This is a genomic window from Nocardiopsis oceani, assembly GCF_054777395.1.
Genome location: NZ_BAAHAR010000022.1, coordinates 70,260 through 87,341 on the forward strand (window position 1 = coordinate 70,260; position 17,082 = coordinate 87,341).

At 68.0% G+C, this 17,082-nt stretch carries 14 protein-coding genes; 9 read left to right on the forward strand and 5 right to left on the reverse strand.

From position 1 onward, the window contains the following. Positions 1-50: 50 nt before the first annotated feature. Positions 51-1,142, forward strand: a complete 1,092-nt coding sequence (gene rsgA / locus ACYVDG_RS14700; protein ID WP_460751542.1) for a ribosome small subunit-dependent GTPase A — start codon at positions 51-53, stop codon at positions 1,140-1,142. 73 nt (positions 1,143-1,215) lie between these two features. Here rsgA and ACYVDG_RS14705 read toward each other — a convergent pair whose 3' ends face one another. After that, a complete protein-coding gene (locus ACYVDG_RS14705) occupies positions 1,216-2,139 on the reverse strand; it encodes a TatD family hydrolase (RefSeq protein WP_460751545.1) in 924 nt (307 codons plus the stop codon). A gap of 128 nt (positions 2,140-2,267) precedes the next feature. Between ACYVDG_RS14705 and ACYVDG_RS14710 the strand changes: the two genes are divergently transcribed. Beyond that, the gene (locus ACYVDG_RS14710; protein ID WP_460751547.1) at positions 2,268-3,617 is read left to right on the forward strand and encodes an AAA family ATPase; all 1,350 of its coding nucleotides are present in this window, start codon (positions 2,268-2,270) and stop codon (positions 3,615-3,617) included. Next, a complete protein-coding gene (locus ACYVDG_RS14715; RefSeq protein WP_460751550.1) occupies positions 3,614-4,378 on the forward strand; it encodes an HNH endonuclease family protein in 765 nt (254 codons plus the stop codon). Before ACYVDG_RS14710 ends, ACYVDG_RS14715 begins: the two co-directional genes overlap by 4 nt. 27 nt (positions 4,379-4,405) lie before the next feature. On the opposite strand, the gene metG is transcribed toward ACYVDG_RS14715, so the two are convergent. Beyond that, positions 4,406-6,226, reverse strand: coding sequence for a methionine--tRNA ligase (gene metG / locus ACYVDG_RS14720; RefSeq protein WP_460751553.1), 1,821 nt, complete (start codon positions 6,224-6,226; stop codon positions 4,406-4,408). Positions 6,227-6,479: 253 nt separating this feature from the next. On the opposite strand from metG, the gene ACYVDG_RS14725 reads away from it, so the two are divergent. Both ACYVDG_RS14725 and secD read left to right on the forward strand, forming a co-directional pair. Further along, positions 6,480-6,944 (forward strand): hypothetical protein, encoded by a 465-nt coding sequence (locus ACYVDG_RS14725; RefSeq protein ID WP_460751555.1) that lies wholly within the window; start codon positions 6,480-6,482, stop codon positions 6,942-6,944. A gap of 121 nt (positions 6,945-7,065) precedes the next feature. After that, a complete protein-coding gene (gene secD / locus ACYVDG_RS14730; protein WP_460751558.1) occupies positions 7,066-9,744 on the forward strand; it encodes a protein translocase subunit SecD in 2,679 nt (892 codons plus the stop codon). A gap of 92 nt (positions 9,745-9,836) precedes the next feature. Here the strand turns inward: secD and ACYVDG_RS14735 are convergent, their stop codons facing one another. Beyond that, positions 9,837-10,502 (reverse strand): AIM24 family protein, encoded by a 666-nt coding sequence (locus ACYVDG_RS14735; RefSeq protein WP_460751561.1) that lies wholly within the window; start codon positions 10,500-10,502, stop codon positions 9,837-9,839. 66 nt (positions 10,503-10,568) lie between these two features. Further along, positions 10,569-11,447 carry a 16S rRNA (cytidine(1402)-2'-O)-methyltransferase gene (rsmI, locus tag ACYVDG_RS14740; RefSeq protein ID WP_460751564.1) on the reverse strand — a complete coding sequence of 293 codons (879 nt, stop codon included), beginning with the start codon at positions 11,445-11,447 and terminating at the stop codon, positions 10,569-10,571. Positions 11,448-11,883: 436 nt separating this feature from the next. On the opposite strand from rsmI, the gene iscB reads away from it, so the two are divergent. The 4 genes from iscB (at position 11,884) to ACYVDG_RS14760 (ending at position 15,873) form a co-directional block, all read left to right on the forward strand. After that, on the forward strand, positions 11,884-13,212 hold the full coding sequence (gene iscB / locus ACYVDG_RS14745; protein WP_460751567.1) for an RNA-guided endonuclease IscB: 1,329 nt from the start codon (positions 11,884-11,886) through the stop codon (positions 13,210-13,212). A gap of 29 nt (positions 13,213-13,241) precedes the next feature. Further along, on the forward strand, positions 13,242-14,879 hold the full coding sequence (locus ACYVDG_RS14750; RefSeq protein ID WP_460751723.1) for a dolichyl-phosphate-mannose--protein mannosyltransferase: 1,638 nt from the start codon (positions 13,242-13,244) through the stop codon (positions 14,877-14,879). Positions 14,880-15,199: 320 nt separating this feature from the next. Then, complete coding sequence (locus ACYVDG_RS14755; RefSeq protein WP_017603347.1) at positions 15,200-15,403, forward strand: cold-shock protein; 204 nt, start codon at positions 15,200-15,202, stop codon at positions 15,401-15,403. 161 nt (positions 15,404-15,564) lie between these two features. Then, positions 15,565-15,873, forward strand: a complete 309-nt coding sequence (locus ACYVDG_RS14760) for a sec-independent translocase (protein WP_460751570.1) — start codon at positions 15,565-15,567, stop codon at positions 15,871-15,873. A 49-nt stretch (positions 15,874-15,922) separates the two neighbouring features. Here ACYVDG_RS14760 and ACYVDG_RS14765 read toward each other — a convergent pair whose 3' ends face one another. Then, entirely contained in the window at positions 15,923-16,477 is a 555-nt protein-coding gene (locus ACYVDG_RS14765; RefSeq protein WP_460751573.1) for a hypothetical protein, read from the reverse strand. Positions 16,478-17,082: the final 605 nt, after the last annotated feature.

Here is a 17,082-nt window from a genome sequence, read left to right on the forward strand (position 1 = left end):
GCCCTGAACGGCCCCACAGGCCAGGCTCGCGCCCTCGTAGAGAGATCGCCGTGAGTCACCACAGCAAGCCCCTCGACGGACTGGGCTGGAACGCCCGCGTCGAGGCAGCGTTCGACACCGTCGCCAACGACAACGACCACCTCCTGCTGCCCGCGCGGGTCAGCGACGCCCGCCGCGGCTCCGTCGGTATCCGCATGCCGCGGGAGGAGACCGCCGCACTTGCTCCAGCGGTTCGCAGGGCCGCGGAGAGCGATCCCGCCGCCGCACCGACCAGCGGCGACTGGGTCGCCGTCCGCCGTTCCGGGGACACCTGGCTCGTCGAATCCGTCCTGGAACGGGCCGGAACCCTCGTCCGCCAAGGCGTGGCCAAGGACTCGTACGACCAGGTCCTGGCCGCCAACATCGACGCGGTCCTCGTCTGCGAGGCCGCCGACCAAGGGCCCAACGTGGGCCGTTTGGAGCGTTTCCTCAGCCTCGCCTGGGCCAGCGGCGCCGCCCCGGTCGTCGCCGTCACCAAGGCCGAACTCGCCGGAGACCGCCTGCCCGAGGTGACCGAACTGGTCGAGTCCGTCACTGCGGGGGCCGAGGTGCACACCGTCAGCGCGCACACCGGTTTCGGACTCGAGGGACTGGCAGAACGGCTCCGTCCCGGCGCCACCTGGGTCCTGCTCGGAACCTCCGGCGCGGGCAAGTCCAGCCTGCTCAACGCCATCGCCGGAGACACGGTGATGGACACCGGGGAAATCCGCGACGACCGGCGCGGCCGCCACACCACCACCCACCGCCAGCTGATCGCCATGCCCGGGGGCGCGCTCTTCCTGGATATCCCCGGTGTGCGCCGCATCGACGTGCCAGGAGACGAGAACGGCGTCGACCGCACCTTCGCCGACATCAAGGAGCTCTCCGAGCAATGCCGCTTCCGGGACTGCGCGCACGGCAACGAGCCCGGGTGCGCGGTCAACGCCGCCGTGGACGAGGGCGAGCTGGACGCGAAACGCCTCGAACGCTGGTACAAGCTGCGCCGCGAGGCCGAGTGGAACCGGTCCCGAGGCGACGCCCGCATGCGTGCGGAACGCCGCAAGGAGTGGAAGCGCAAGGACCGACAGGGCCGTGAGGCCGCACGCCTCAAGCGCGGTTACTGACGGGCCAGCAGCCTAGGCCTAGACCATGGACGCGCGCGTGGCCGTATCCGGCCAGCGCCTGCCCAGTTCCCGGTCAGCAGCCGAAGGCCCGCCGGGCGTTGTCCGCGACGATGCCGGCCAGCTCGTCCTCGTCCATGCCCTTGGTCTCGGCGAGCGCGCGCAGGGTGAGCGGGACGAGGTACGGGGCGTTGGGGCGCCCCCGGTACGGCTTAGGGGTGAGGAAGGGCGCGTCGGTCTCCACCAGGACGAGGTCGGCCGGGGCCACCCGGGCGGCTTCCCGCAGTGACTCGGCGGTGGCGAAGGTGACGTTGCCCGCGAAGCTCATGAAGTAGCCGTTCTCAGCGCACACCTTGGCCATGGCGGCGTCGCCGGAGAAGCAGTGGAAGACCACGCGCTCCGGCGCCCCCTCCTCGTCGAGGACCCGCAGAACGTCGTCGTGTGCCTCGCGGTCGTGGATCATGAGCGCCTTCCCGTGGCGCTTGGCCATGGCGATGTGGCGGCGGAAAGACTCCTCCTGGGCGCGGGCGCCCTCGGGACCGGTCCGGAAGGTGTCCATGCCGGTCTCCCCCACCGCGACGACCTCCGGCAGACCCGCCAGCCCGTCGATCTCGGCGAGTTCGGTCTCCAAGGCCTCGATTCCGCCAGCGGGGCGGGCCTTCTCGGTCCAGTCGGTGTCGTCGGCCTCCACGCCCTCAGCACCGTCGCCGTGGACGACGCGCGGGGCCTCGTTGGGGTGCAGGGCCACGGCGGCCAACACCTTCCCCGGGTAGGCGCGGGCGGTCTCGACCGCCCAGCGCGACGAGGGGAGGTCCACGCCCACCTGCACCAGCGGGGTCACGCCCACCGACTCCGCCGCCGCGACGATCTCCGCCACCTCGGGCGTCTGCATGTCCATGTGGGTGTGGCTGTCCGCCACCGGCACGCGCAGGGCCTCGGGTACTGGAGGCGGCGTCTGCGCGTTGCGCTCCTTGACCGCCTTGCCGCTGCGCTTGCCCATGTCGTGCCCCCGTTGTCGTGTACTTCGCCGTGGTGATTCTAGGTGGACTCCAAAGGCCTCGGTCCCAGCGCACAGCGCGGTCTAGGGTGGGAATCACGACACACGTTGACCGACCCGCGGAGCCTCACTTGTACATCGAGCGAATCAGCGTCGACGGTATCCGTGGCTTCCACGGCGCCCGCGCGGTGGAAGACCTGCAGTTCCCCTTGCCCGGCAATGGCCACGGAAGTTGGACGGTCCTCGCAGGTCGCAACGGCTCTGGGAAGACAACATTGCTTCGAGCGATCGCCCTGGGATTGGTGGGGCCCGCGTACGCGCGAAACCTGGTCTCGGACTTCAGGCAGTGGGTCTCCCACGGGGCAGAAAGCGGGGATGTCTCCGTCACCTTCCACCCCGATGGTGACTGGGACGGGTTCACGCAGGGACGCCCTCGTCAGAAGAGCTTCGCCGGCTCCCTTCAGTGGCAGCGTCTGGAAGTCGATCGAAATCCGATGGGTGCAGTGGTCGGGCCTATGGACATCTCCATGGGAGCTGCCCGCCGGTCGCCGGAAAGAGGGCCGTGGTCAGAGTTGACCCGGGGGTGGTATGTGGCCGGCTACGGACCCTTCAGGCGTCTCGACGGAGGATCCGCGGCCGCTCAAAGGCTCGTCCTGACGCCGGGACCTGTGGCACGGCTGGCGAGCCTGTTCGAAGAGGACGTCTCGCTCGCGGAGAGTGTCCAGTGGCTGAAGGACCTTCTGTTGCGAAAAGCGGAGAACCACCTTGGTGCCGGGGAGCTGCTCGATTTCGTCGAGCGCATACTGGATGATGGACTCCTCCCCGACGGATTCAAAGTCCACGGCGTGCATGTCGACGGCTTGTGGGTCGAGCACAAGGGCAGAACCAGCGCTTTGGGTGAGGTCAGTGACGGCTATCGGACCGTCGCTGCCCTAGTCCTCGATCTAGTGCGACAGATGCACTGGGCAGGTGGGAACGATGCACTGGGTGAGAGCCGCGACGGCACTCCCTGTATAGCGCTACCGGGTGTGGTGCTCATCGACGAGATCGACGTTCACCTGCATGTGAGCTGGCAGAAGGAGATCGGACGATGGTTCAAGAAGCACTTCCCTCACGTCCAGTTCATCGTCTCCTCGCACAGCCCCTACATCTGCCAGAGCGCGGACCCCGGTGGCCTGATCAGACTCCCAGGGGTGAACGAGGAAGAGGCACCCAGAGTCGTATCCGAAGAGCTGTACCAGCGCATCGTCTACGGCAGCGGTGACGACGCGCTCCTCACCGACCTCTTCGGTATCGAGACTCCGTACTCCGAGGAGGCCGAGGATAAGAGGCGCCGCCTTGGCGCCCTTGAACTCGCCGTCCTCCGGGGAAAGGCGTCCGAAGCGGAGCGGCAGGAGTACGTCGAGCTCAGCAGGAAGCTCAACAGCTCCCTCTCCGCACGGGTGGACGAGGTCGCCGCACGCCTGGACCCTGAACGGTGATCCGGCTCAAGCGCGCGGACCTGCCCGCTGACCTGGCCGAACAGCTCTCCAAGAAAACCGTCTCGCTGATCGCTGTCCACGCAGGCAGCAAGGTGGCCCGGGAAACGTGGAAGAACGCGAGATCATGCAGGAACGGCCTGCGCGAACAGCTCAGCAGCATGGCCGCAGGAGTCGAGAGGTGCATGTACTGCGGCGACAGCATGGGCACTGACGTCGACCACTTCGAGCCGATCTTCCTAGCTCCGTTCCGGACCTTCGAATGGCCCAACCACCTCCTGGCGTGCTCACACTGCAACAGCCATGAGAAGAGGGAGAGCTTTCCCCGGACGGAGGAGGGTGTTCCCCTCCTGATCGACCCGACCTCGGAAGAACCCACTGAGCACCTGCTCCTGGTGCTGTCCACGGGAGCGTACGAGGCTCTCACCCCTAGAGGTGAGAGCGTCATCGAGGTCTTCGGATTGAACAGGCAACCACTGGTGCGAGGGCGAAGGAGCGCCTTCGTCACCACCAAAGCCGTACTTCAGACCTATCTCAGGCAGCACGAGGACGGTCCTAGAGACGAAGCCGCCGAAACGGCCGCCGAGCTGGACCACCAGCCCTTCGCGGACGTGCGCGCGGCCATGCGATGGACCAGGCAGAACACCGCTCCCGAGATCGCTGAAGTGATCCTGGGCGGCCCGCTGGTGGTCCGTGCCCTCGATCTTCTGCCGCCGTTCCGGTCAGCGTGTCCGGACAAGGAAGAGCGGGCCCGGTCTCGATGACCGGGGCCCGCCTCAGTGTCGGGTGTGCTACTCCTCGGTCTCGCCCGCCAGGCGGGCCAGCTCCTCGTCGACCACCGACGGGTCGAGCTTGGTGAACAGCGGCTGCGGACGGCTCAGCGGCGTGCCCGGGACGATCGGCGTCGACTCCCAGCGGGCCGCGTTACCGGCGTAGTCACCGGTAATGACCGGATAGTCCACCGGCTCACCGGAACCGCCGATGGTGTCGTGGCCGGACTCGATGCGGGGCATGCCCGTCCAGGTCCCGGTACCGCCGAGCATCGCGTGAACCTTGTTGGCCGACTCCGGAAGGAACGGCGTCAGGAGGCAGTTGGCGTCGCTGACCAGCTGCAGGGACACGTGCAGGACGGTCGCCATCCGCTCGGGGTCTGTCTTCTTGAGCGCCCACGGTTCCTGGTCGGAGATGTACTTGTTGGCCTCGGCGACCGTGCGCATGGCCTCCTGGAGCGCCGCCTTGAACTGCGACCTCTCCAGCCGGGCACCGACGGTACCGAAGGCCTCCCGCGACGCCTCCAGGACCGCGCGGTCCACCTCGGTCAGGTCACCGGCGGCGGGGATCTCGCCGAGGTTCTTAGCCGCCATGGAGATAGAGCGGTTGACCAAGTTGCCCCAGGCCGCCACCAGCTCGTCGTTGTTGCGGCGTACGAACTCGGACCAGGTGAAGTCGGTGTCCTGGTTCTCCGGCCCCGCGGCCATGATGTAGTACCGCAGCGCGTCCGCCGAGTAGCGCTCCAGGAAGTCGCGCACGTAGATCACCACGCGGCGCGAGGAGGAGAACTTCTGCCCCTCCATGGTGAGGAACTCGCTGGAGACGACCTCGGTGGGCACCTCGAGCTCGCCGAGCGGGCCGGGGTCGCCGCCCCGGTCGCCCCAGCCGCTCGCGCCCAGCAGGATTGAGGGCCAGATGACCGAGTGGAAGACGATGTTGTCCTTGCCCATGAAGTAGAAGGACTCGGTCTCGTCCCCCTGCCACCATCGCCGCCACGCCTCGGGCTCGCCGATCCGCTTGGCCCATTCGATGGACGCGGACAGGTAACCGATCACCGCGTCGAACCACACGTAGATGCGCTTGGCGTCGTTGTCGTTCCACCCGTCCAGCGGGATCGGGACACCCCAGTTGAGGTCGCGGGTGACCGCGCGCGGCTGCAGGTCCTCCACGAGGTTCAGCGAGAACTTGAGGACGTTCGGGCGCCACGCCCCCTCTTTGCCCTTGAGCCACTCAGTGAGGACGTCGGCGAAGGCGGGCAGGTCGAGCATGAAGTGCTCGGTGTCCACGAACTCCGGTGCCTCGCCGTTGATCCGGGAGCGGGGCGCGAGCAGGTCGACCGGGTCGAGCTGGTTGCCGCAGTTGTCGCACTGGTCGCCGCGCGCGCCGTCGTATCCGCAGATGGGGCAGGTGCCCTCGATGTAGCGGTCCGGGAGGGTGCGGCCGGTGGAGGGCGAGCGGGCGCCCTTGGTGGTGCGGGTGAAGACGTAGCCGTTGTCGTAGAGCGTCATGAAGAGCTGTTGGACGACGGAGTAGTGGTTGCCGGTGGTGGTCCGGGTGAACAGGTCGTAGGAGAGGCCGAGGGCGACCAGGTCCTCGGCGATGATCCGGTTGTAGCGGTCGGCCAGCTCGCGGGCGGTGACGCCCTCTTGGTCTGCCAGCACCTGGATCGGGGTGCCGTGTTCGTCGGTGCCGCTGACCATCAGCACGTTGTTCCCCGACATTCGCTGGAAGCGCGAGAAGACGTCGGAGGGGACCCCGAAGCCGGAGACGTGGCCGATGTGGCGCGGGCCGTTGGTGTAGGGCCAAGCGACCGCGGTCAGGATGTGGCGATTCGACGACATGACTCAAGACTAAAGGTGGCCGGGGGCCGCCGAGCACCCGCTTTCCCGTGCCCGAACCCCGAGCACCGCGGAAACCGCTCTGAACGGGCCCGTTACCGCCCCGCCGGCGCCGGTCGTGGAACCGTTATCCACCGGCGTAGACGGCGTGATTCCCTGAGGCCGCCGTGTGCCCTTATGCTCGGCTGGAGCGACGCCGTGTGTCACCGGGGCACCGGCTGAGGCGAGCACGACCTTCGAGCCCGGTCCTGAGGCGGTGGTCACCACGGTTACCCGTGCCGTACCCCGTCCTGCCCTGCGGACCAGCTCACTGATCACCAGCGTGGTCCTGCTGGTCATCCTGTCCTTGCCCGTTGCCCCGAACTTGGCCGGGGAGCGGGAGACCGCACCCCTGCCTTCTGAGGGTGTGGCCAACGGCCATGAGGACGGCGCCGACAGTGAACGCGAGGACTCCGAAGCCCACGGGGCCGCGGAGGAAGTGCGTCCCTACCTCGGCTCCCAGGCGGTCGCCCTCGGGCCGCCCGCCTCCACCTGCGACCAGCGATCGGTGTTGCGGGACCTGCCCGACGCCGTCCCCTCCTGCGCACTGCGCCTGGCGGTGTGGGACCAACCCTGGTGGCCGCTACCCCTTCCGCACCACAAACCCGCCGTCGGGCAGGCCGACGCGGAAGGGCTGCCGCCTACCCGGGGACCGCCTCTCACCGCGCTCACCATCGTCTGACCGCACCGGTCGGGCCGCGCCCCGTGCCGCCTTCGGCGCAGGGGCCCGCCCCTCACGCAACCCGCCCGCGACAGCCGGGCACGCGACCGGCACCCACTATCCGCAGTGAGAGGTTCACCCCTTGTCCAGTCAAACGGGAGCTGGGGCGCGCTGGATACGCGCGCTCGTCTCCCTTCTCGTTATCCTCGTCGCGTTCGGCGCGGCGTGGTTTATCCCTCCGCGGCTGGGGCTCGACCTCAGCGGCGGTACGCAGATCGTCCTGGAGGCACAGGACGGTACCGACGGCACCGAGGCCAACGCGGAGAACACCGACATGGTCGTCGAGGTGCTGCGCCAGCGCATCGACCGCCTGGGTGTCGCCGAAGCCACCATGTCGCGCTCCGGTGAGAACCGGATCGTCGTCGAGCTCCCCGGTGTGCAGGACCCGGCGGAAGCCGCCGAGATCGTCGGCCAGACCGCCCAGTTGTCCTTCCACCCCGTGCTCGGTGTGGGCGACACGGGCGGCCAGGGCGTCGAAGCGCCCCCCGCCGACTTCGCGGAAGCCCCGCAGGAGGCCGACGAGGCCCGTGCCCCCGCCGACGGCGAGGGCGAGCCGGAACTCCCCGACAACGGGGAAGCGCCCGAGATGTCCGAGGAAGAGCTCCAGGAGCTCATGGAAGGCCTTGAGGGCGGCGAACCGGGGATGCCCGGCGGGGAACCGGGCATGCCGGGCGAGGCTCCGGCCGGGCCATCGGCGGAGAACCCCGAAGACGTTGCGCTGACGCTGCCCGACGAAGACGGCACGCCCCTCCAACTGGGAGAGACCGAGATCCAGGGCGACCGCGTCTCCAGCGCCGAATCCGCGCTGGACAGCGCCACCGGCGCAGGGTGGGTCGTCAACGTCAGTTTCCAGGGCGAAGGCAGGGACCAGTGGCAGGAGCTGACCGGTCAGGCCGCCTGTTACGAGGAGAACGACCCGCGCCGCCGCGTGGCGATCGTCCTGGACGAGCAGATCATCTCCGCACCGCAGGTGACGCCGGAAACCGCGTGTGAGGTCGGTATGGCCGGTGGCCAGACGACCATCAGCGGCCAGGACTTCACCGCGGAGAGCTCAGAGGAACTGGCCGTGCTGATCGAAGGCGGTTCGCTGCCTCTTCCAGTCACCGAGGTGCAGCGCCAGACGGTCGGACCGACCCTCGGCGCCGCCGCCATCCAGGCCAGCGCCATCGCGGCGATCCTGGGTATCGCCTTCACCGCGCTCTACATCACGCTGGTCTACCGCCTCGTCGGTTTCCTGGCCTCGCTCGCGCTGGGCTTCTACACGCTGATCGCCTACGGGGCGCTGGTCGCCTTGGGGGCCACGCTCACCCTGCCGGGACTGGCCGGCTTCGTTCTGGCGATCGGTATGGCCATCGATGCCAACGTGCTGATCTTCGAACGAGCGCGTGAGGAATACCAACGACAACAACAGGCCTACGAGGCCAATAAGTCCGCCGGGTTGCAGGACGCGGCCGACGGTGCCGAAGGCGTGTCCGAAACCGGGGCACTGGCCCGCCGCCGACGGCGGGCGGTGCCACCGAACCTGGAGAAGGGCTTCGTCCAGGGAACCCAGAAGGCCTGGAGCGCGGTTCTCGACACCAACGTCACCACGTTCCTCGCCGCCGGTCTGCTGTTCTTCTTCGCCTCCGGGCAGGTTCAGGGCTTCGGTGTCACGCTGAGCATCGGAACCATCGCCTCGATGATCTCCGCGCTCATCATCGCCCGCGTGTTCGTCGAGTGGTCCGTGCGCCGCGCCATCATCAAGAAGCACCCCGCCGTCACGGGTATCGACAGGATCGGCCGGGTCCGCGCCTGGCTGGTCAAGAAGGACCCCGACGTCATGCAGTACCGCCGCGTCGGCCTGATGGTCGCCGCCCTGGTGGTACTCACCGCCATCGCCGCACCGTTCATCCGGGACACCAACCTGGGTGTCGAGTTCACCGGCGGTCGGGTGATCGAGTACGAGGTCACCGGCGAGCAGGACCTGTCGGTGGACGAGGCCCGCGCAGTCATCTCGCAGCTGGACTTCGCCGGTGCGGACACCGCCGTGGTCCAGGAGGCCGGTGACGCCGACATCGCCGTGCGCACCGGTGAGCTCTCGGACCCCGAAGCCGCGACCATCACCGAGGCACTCGAAGAGGAGACCGGCGGCGTCGAAATGGTCAGCGACGAGCTGATCGGGCCGAGCATGGGTGACGAGTTGCGCGACCGGGCACTGATCGCCCTAGCTGCGGCCCTCGCCCTGCAGATGGCGTATCTGGCCTGGCGGTTCCGATGGTCCTTCGGTGTCTCCACCATGCTGTCGCTGGCCTTCAACATGATGCTCGTCATCGGCCTGTTCATCTGGTTGGGCAAGCCCATCGACGGGGTCTTCCTCGCCGCGATCCTCAGTGTCATCGGCTTCACGGTGAACGATTCGGTGGTGGTATTCGACAGGGTGCGAGACGAGTGGGCGAGGGATGAGAAATCCTCGTTCATCAAGGTCGCCAACCGCGCGGTGATCAACACGCTCCCACGTACGGTCAACACGACCGTCGGTGCGTGGATCATCCTGGGCTTCCTCACCTTCCTCGGCGGGTCCTCGCTCCAGGACTTCTCGATCGCCATGCTGGTCGGTCTGACCACGGGTGTGGTCTCCACCGTCTTCGTGGCGGTGCCGATTGCCATCTGGTTGCAGAAGTGGGACAAGACGCCCGCTCCGCACGTGATCAGGGAGCGCAAGGCGAAACAGAAGGTGGCCGCGAAGGCCGCCCGCGACAACGACGACGGGGCCGTGGTCTAAGGACCGCTCCCGTCAGGGCAGAGAAAGGGGCCCCGGTCCGCGCGGCAGGCGCAGACCGGGGCCCTCCCCTTTTCACCGGTGGCTCACCGGGATCAGCCGTACTGGCCCATCGCCGATGCGCCCTCGGAAGGCTGGACGAGCACGAACCCCTGGCCCTCCAAGGCCAGTTGAAAGGCCTCTCCGCTGCCGCGCCCGATGATGGCCCCGGCCTTGACGGTGCTGCGGATACCCGCACTGAGGGAGGTGCTCCAGGCGACGGCCGCCTTAGTATCGACGAAGATGGGCTGGTCCACCTTGAGGAGCGCGGGCGCACCGTGGCACACGATGGCCACCCGCCCCCGGCCACTGAACACGGTGTTGAACAGTCCGCCCGACATCATCCCGCCGATCCCCTGTACCCGTTGGATATCCCAGTCCAGGGTCGACTCGAAGGCGAGGATGTTGTCCCCGTTGACGGTCAGGGAGTCCTCCTCCAGGTCGATCAGGTGCACGTCCCAGGCATTGTGCGCCAGGAAGACGTCGCCCTGGCCGGAAACCCGCATCAGCGGCAGGCCCTCACCGGTGAAGGACTTCTTGAGGAACCTGCCCACGCTCCCGGAGCCTTGGAAGGAGAAGTCGACGTCGCCCTGGTAGGCGGCCATCGAGCCCCGGCGGGCGAAGAACTCCCCCTCCAGGCCCACCCTCAGCATCTTCCGGTTCTGCTGGTGCATCCCCGGTTCCCGGGCCTCCTGTGCCTCCTCGAAAAGCTCACTGCGCATGGTTCGTGTCCTCTCGGAGTGGGGGTGTGCGGCCGCGGGTGTGACCGCTCCGCTGCCGCCCCGGTTCTATGCTTCGGGGGTCACGATCCCGTGAACCAGGTCGTAGACGCGGCGCTTGGGTACTCCCGTCTCCTTGGCGACCCGGGTGATCGCCTCCTTGCGGCGCGCGCCCTCGTCCTCGAGCTCGGCCACCGCGGCGACGAGGACGCTGTCCGTGGTGCGCTCCGCTTTGGGGCCCGCGCCCTCCACGACCACGGAGATCTCACCGCGCACCCCGTCCGCCGCCCACTCCGCGAGTTCGCCGAGACCGCCCCGGCGCACTTCCTCGTAGGTCTTGGTGAGCTCACGGCACACCGCCGCGCGCCGCTCGGCACCGAAGGCCGCGGCCATCGCGTCCAGGGTCGCCGCGATCCGGTGCGGACTCTCGAAGAAGACCATCGTGCGGCGCTCGTCGGCCAGTGCCCCCAGATACCCTTTGAGCCCCTTGCGCGGAGGAAAGCCCTCGAAGCAGAATCGGTCGGTGGGTAGTCCGGACACCACCAAGGCAGTGGTCACTGCCGACGGCCCCGGGATCGCCGTCACCGGGATCCCCTCGTCGGCACAGGCCGCCGCAAGGCGGTAGCCGGGGTCGGAGACCCCGGGCATCCCCGCGTCGGTCACGACCAGGACCTCGTCGCCTAGCCTGAGGCCGGTGAGGAGTTCGTCGCGCCGACGGGTCTCGTTCGCGTCGTAGTAGGAGACGACACGGGCACCGGATTCCCCGCCCAGCCGAACCCCCGCGCGGGAGGCGAACTGCCTCACCCTGCGGGTGTCCTCCGCGGCGATCACGCGCGCGCCCTCCAAAGCGTGCAGCAACCGGGGCGGCGCGTCCTCCAGGTTCCCGATGGGCAACCCGGCCAGGACGAGCCTCCCGACCCGCCGTGTCCCGTCAGCACCCTCAACCACTGTGACCCCCACCCTGTCGCGCTACGGTTGGCAGTATTACGCCACCCGAAACCTCCGCGGTCCGTCCGCTACGGACCTCCATCTCTGACCCCAACTTACGAGCCGAGGTAAAGGGATCCCGGTCCTGAAGGACCGGGCTTTCAACCCCCGCGGTTGACAGCCGCCTTTACCAGACCCAGCCATCACCCTAGAGGAGGTGACCTCGATGGCTACGTTCCGCACAGGACAGCAGACCCACCAAGCCGTGCTTCCCCAGCGGCTTGCTCTGGAATCCGTGCCAGCAGACACCCCCCGGATCGGGAACGAAACGGGGCACGGACACCACCACACGGTGGTACCCGGTGCGGAACATGGTCGAGGGGAGACCACCGGTGCCCCACCCGGTACCGGTGGCGCCACCCCCAACCCTTCCGGGGTTGGGGAGCAGCACCGTGAGGTGCCCACCACCCACCCGTCCGTGTTCGTTCTCGACAAGAACCACCAACCCTTGCAGCCCTGCCCGCCCGCCAGGGCCCGCAAGCTCCTAGCCAAGAAGCGGGCGGTCGTGCACCGCCACACCCCCTTCACCATCCGCCTCACAGACCGCACGCGCGCCGAGTCCGAAGTCGACGGCGTCGAACTCGGCATCGACCCCGGCTCCAGGCACACCGGCATCGCCGTGTTCACCACCCAGGCCGGTGAGCGCCGGGGCCGCTACAGCCTCCAGCTCGACCACCGCGGCGCCCAGATCACCAAGAAGATGGGCCAGCGCGCCGCCTACCGGAGGCGGCGCCGTGGCGCGAACCTGCGCTACCGCACGCCCCGGTTCGCCAACCGCACCCGACCCCCAGGATGGTTGCCCCCGTCCCTGCAACACCGGGTGGACACGACCACCTCGTGGGTGGAGCGGTTCAGCCGGTGGGCGCCGGTGCGGGCGGTGCACGTGGAACGGGTCGCCTTCGACACCCACGCCCTGTCCGCGGGCAGGCCCTTGGAGGGGGTGGAGTACCAGCAGGGCACGTTGTTCGGGTTCGAGGTGCGCGAGTACCTGCTGGCCACGTTCGGCCGCACCTGCGTCTACTGCGGCGTGCGGAACACCCCGCTCAACATCGATCATGTCCACCCGCGCTCGCGGGGCGGCTCGGATCGCCTCGCCAACCTGGTCCTGGCGTGTGTGCCCTGCAACCAGGCCAAGGGCAACACCCCCGTGCAAGAGTTCGTCACCAACCAGCGTGTCCTGTCCCGGGTGCTGGCCCGGGCCCAGGCTCCGCTGCGGGATGCGGCCGCGGCGCAGTCCACCCGGTGGGCGCTCTGGCGGGCCGTGGACCAGCGCCTGCCCACCCATGTGGGCTCGGGCGGGCGCACCAAATTCAACCGCACCCGCAACCGGCTGCCCAAGTCCCACACCCTGGACGCCCTCGCGGTGGGCAAGGTCGAGACCATCACCCAGACCGTGGACACAGTGCTGGTGGCCGGGTGCGCCGGGCGCGGCTCCTACGCCCGCACCCGCCCCGACAAACACCGCTTCCCTCGGCTGCGCCTACCGCGCACCAAGCGCTTCTTCTCCTACGCCACCGGCGACCTGGTCCGCGCGGTGGTGCCCAAGGGCAAGAAGGCGGGGACGCACACCGGCCGGGTGGCCGTGCGCGCTTCGGGCAGCTTCAACATCACCACCGCCCAGGGCACCGTCCAGGGCATCAACCACCGGTACGTGCGACTGCTCCAGCGAGCCGACGGTTATGCCTACACGATGCGAAAGGAGCAAGGCGTTTGCTCCCGGCCCTGAAGGACCGGGTTTCCACGCCCAACAAGCCGATGACCAGCACCGCACTTCGCAGCGAGGCAGAGCCCTCGAACCCCCCGGGCGCGGCCCAGCCGCCCACCCTCAGAGAACGCTTCGCCCCCCGTCTGCCCAGCCCTTGGTGGCTGGGTTGGCTGGGGGCGTCCGTCGTCGCGCTGTTCGCCGGCGCCCTGAGGTTCTTCAACCTCGGTGATCCCGCGCGCATCTACTTCGACGAGACCTACTACGCCACGGACGCGCACTCGCTCTGGAACTTCGGGTACGAGCACGAGACGTTGGAGAACTCCGACGACCTGCTGGCCCAGGGCGACCCGAACATCTTCACCGGCGCGGGCGACTTCATCGTGCACCCGCCGGTCGGCAAGTGGATGATCGCGCTCGGCGACTGGCTCTACACGATCATGCCGTTCGGGTCGGCTGTTACCCCGGAAGGCTGGCGGGTGGCCTCCGCCCTGGCCGGTGTGGTCTCGGTGTTCATCCTGGTACGCCTGGCGACACGGATGACCCGGTCGCTCCTGCTCGGCTGCACCGCCGGGCTCCTCCTGGCGCTGGACGGCCTGCACTTCACGCTGAGCCGTATCGCCATGGTGGACATCTTCCTCACCTTGTGGATCCTCGCCGGGTTCGCGTGCCTGGTGGTCGACCGCGACAAGACACGGGAACGGCTGGTCCGGCTCGGGGAGGCCGGAGCCGACCTCACCGCCGTGGGCTGGCTCGGGATGCGCTGGTGGCGCCTGGCCGCGGGGCTGTGCTTCGGGCTGGCGATCGGCACCAAGTGGTCGGCCCTGTTCTTCGTGGCCGCCTTCGGACTGCTCACCGTCGCCTGGGACTACGGAGCCCGGCGCAGCGTCGGGCAGCAGCGCACCTTCGGCCGCTGGCTGGGGTTCGACGCCGTCCCGGCCTTCGTGCAGACCGTGGTGGTAGCAGGGGTCGTCTACGCGGTCTCGTGGGCGGGCTGGCTCTTCACCCGAGGCGGCTACAACCGGGATTACGCGGACGGTCTGGCGCCCGACTGGCTGCCGAACATCCTCGCGGCGCCGGTGGAGGCCGTCTGGAGCCTGGTCGACTACCACGGCCGGATGATGACCTTCCACAGCGACCTGACCAGCGACCACTCCTATATCTCAGCGCCCTGGGAGTGGCTGGTCATGCGCACGCCGGTGATGTTCCACTACGACGGCCAGGCCGTCGGGTGCGACACCGGCAACTGCGTCACTTCGGTGGTGTCCATCGGCACCCCGATCGTGTGGTGGGTCAGCATCCTCGCCATCATCGTGATGTTCGGCTGGTGGATCACCTTCCGTGACTGGCGCGCGGGCGCGGTCCTGCTCGCGGTGGCGGCGGGATGGCTGCCCTGGTTCGCCTACCCCGAGCGCCCGATGTTCCTGTTCTACGCGCTGCCGTTCCTTCCCTTCCTGATCCTGGCGATCGTGCTCATGCTGGGCCTCCTGATGGGCGCGGGCGAGGACAGTCCGCGCTTCGCCCCCTACACGCGAGCGCTGGGCGGGGTGGTCTTCGGCGTGGTGGTCCTGCTGACCATCGCCCACTTCGCCTACCTCTACCCGGTGCTGTCGGCCTATCCGCTACCGGAGGACATCTGGGGCGACCGGCTCTGGTTCGAGGTGTGGATCTACGGCCGCGACGCCTCCTGACGTGTTCCGGGGAACGGGCGAAAACCGTTCCCCGGAACTGCTCTCCATTAGTGGGAAAACGGTGGGAACGCAATACTTTGGGGTAGCCGAAACAGGACACTTCCGATACGCGGATTCCTGGCGGAAAAGCCTCGGCAGGGCAGCACTCTCCCTGGTACTGTCAGCAACTGGTTGCTGTTGTTGTTTCCATGGATGCCCGAGGCGCCTCGCGGAACTTCACGTGGGCGCTCGTCGATTCGGGATTACCCTTCGTCGGTCTGGCGCCCGGCGACCCGGGACCAGCAGGGTGCGGTCCCGCCGTAGTCCCCAAGGGAGAGCACATGGCTCAGGGCACCGTGAAGTGGTTCAACTCTGAGAAGGGTTTCGGGTTCATCGCCGTCGAGGGTGGTCAGCCCGACGTGTTCGTGCACTACTCGGCGATCGCGGGTACCGGCTTCCGGAACCTGGAAGAGGACCAGAAGGTCGAGTTCGACATCATCCAGGGCCCGAAGGGCCCGCAGGCGGCGGACGTTCGCACGGTCTGACCGTCACACGTGCGTTTCCCCAGCCCTCCTCTCCCCCCGAGTGGAGGGCTGGTTCTCGTTCAGTGTTGATTCGGCAGCGGATAGGGACACGGTTACCCAACCCAGGCGATACCGGTTAACCTGCTTGAAGCTGGTCAGCACACCAAGAGCGAGGATGGCACATGTTCGGCGTCAGTGGAGCAGAGTTCGTCGTCCTTCTGCTGCTCGCGTTGCTGATCTTCGGCCCCGACCAGCTCCCCAAGGCCGTCCAGCAGGTCGGCCGGGTCCTGCGCCAGCTCCGCACCATGGCCAACTCCGCCTCCAACGACATCAAGGAGGGGCTCGGCCCGGAGTACAAGGACTTCGACGTACAGGACCTCAACCCGAAGCGCTTCATCCAGAAGCACTTCTGGGAGGAAGAGGAGACGGAGAAGAAGCCCGCGTCCCGGTTGAACGGCAAGCGCCCTCCCTTCGACGACGAGGCCACCTGAGCCGCACAGGCCGTCCCGGCCCAGCGGATTCCTACCCCTCGTGCCCCGGTCAGCCGACGAGCATGAGAAAGAAGACCCCCAGGACCAGTAGGATGACCGACCCGATGATGATCGCGGGCGATCCCACGGCCAGGATGAGCAGTTCCACCGCCACCGCTCCGCCGAGCGCCGCGGCCAGCCAGGGCCAGCGTTGTCTAGGAGCCCAGTCATGGCGGCGCTCGCGCGCCACCGCGATCACGAAGCCCGCCCCGATCAGCACCCAGAACCCCAGGTGGGCGAGGATGCGGACGCCGGGATCGACGTAATCGGCCATGCCGCCGACGATCATGACGTAGAAGACCGTCGCCGTGGCCAAGCGCCAGAACCCCCTGCCCCGCTCGGCTCGGATCGCCTTGCTCCTGGCCCTGGTCGTACGGCGGAAGCGTTCCGCGGCAAGCGGCGTGGGATCGTCCTCCCCCGGACCGGCTCGGCCTTCGGTTGGCCGCTCGTCCAGTTCGGGTGGCGGGGCCGGTGGTTCCGGCATCGCTGGGCGTGTGTAGCCGCCCTCCGGTTCTGGCTCCTCCGAGTGCTGGTAACCGCCTGGGTACTGAGCGGAGTCGGACACGGATGTTCTGCCCCTTCGCGGGTCGGTCCGGGCCCGGAGCGGGCCGGATTCGTACCCGGCTCATACCCGGTGGGGTGATCGGTCAAATCCCGGTCCCCGGCGCTGTGCGCCTTTCCGAACGGGCTGGTGGACCCCTCCGGCCCCACGGGAAAGGGGTCCGCCCGACAGTGTCGGACGGACCCCTTGGACGCCTGAGTTCCCGGAGGAAGCGTCAGGGCTCGCTTGTTACAGCCAGCTCCAGCCGCTGCGCTTTCGCGTGGCCTGCTTGTGCATGGTCATGGCATCTACCCTTCTTTCTGCTTCCAGCCCATCCCGGAACCAAGATGGCCTATCCCAGCGGACTCCACAAGACCCTTCGCTGAACATTCGTCATTGCCGGGCCGACGAACATCCAAAGATTGCAGACAGGCCACCCGAATAGCCACCGAACTCACTGTCTTCGCAGTTCAGGCAAGCTTCTATTGCTTGACCCAGAACTCACCCTCCCCGATGACCTGCAACAACAAGACCCCCTGAGAGTAAAACCCAAGACTGTCTACATTACCCAGGGTGATAGTTCAGCTATTCTGCACTCCACCTTCGAAAACCCCACCGGCGCCGGAGCC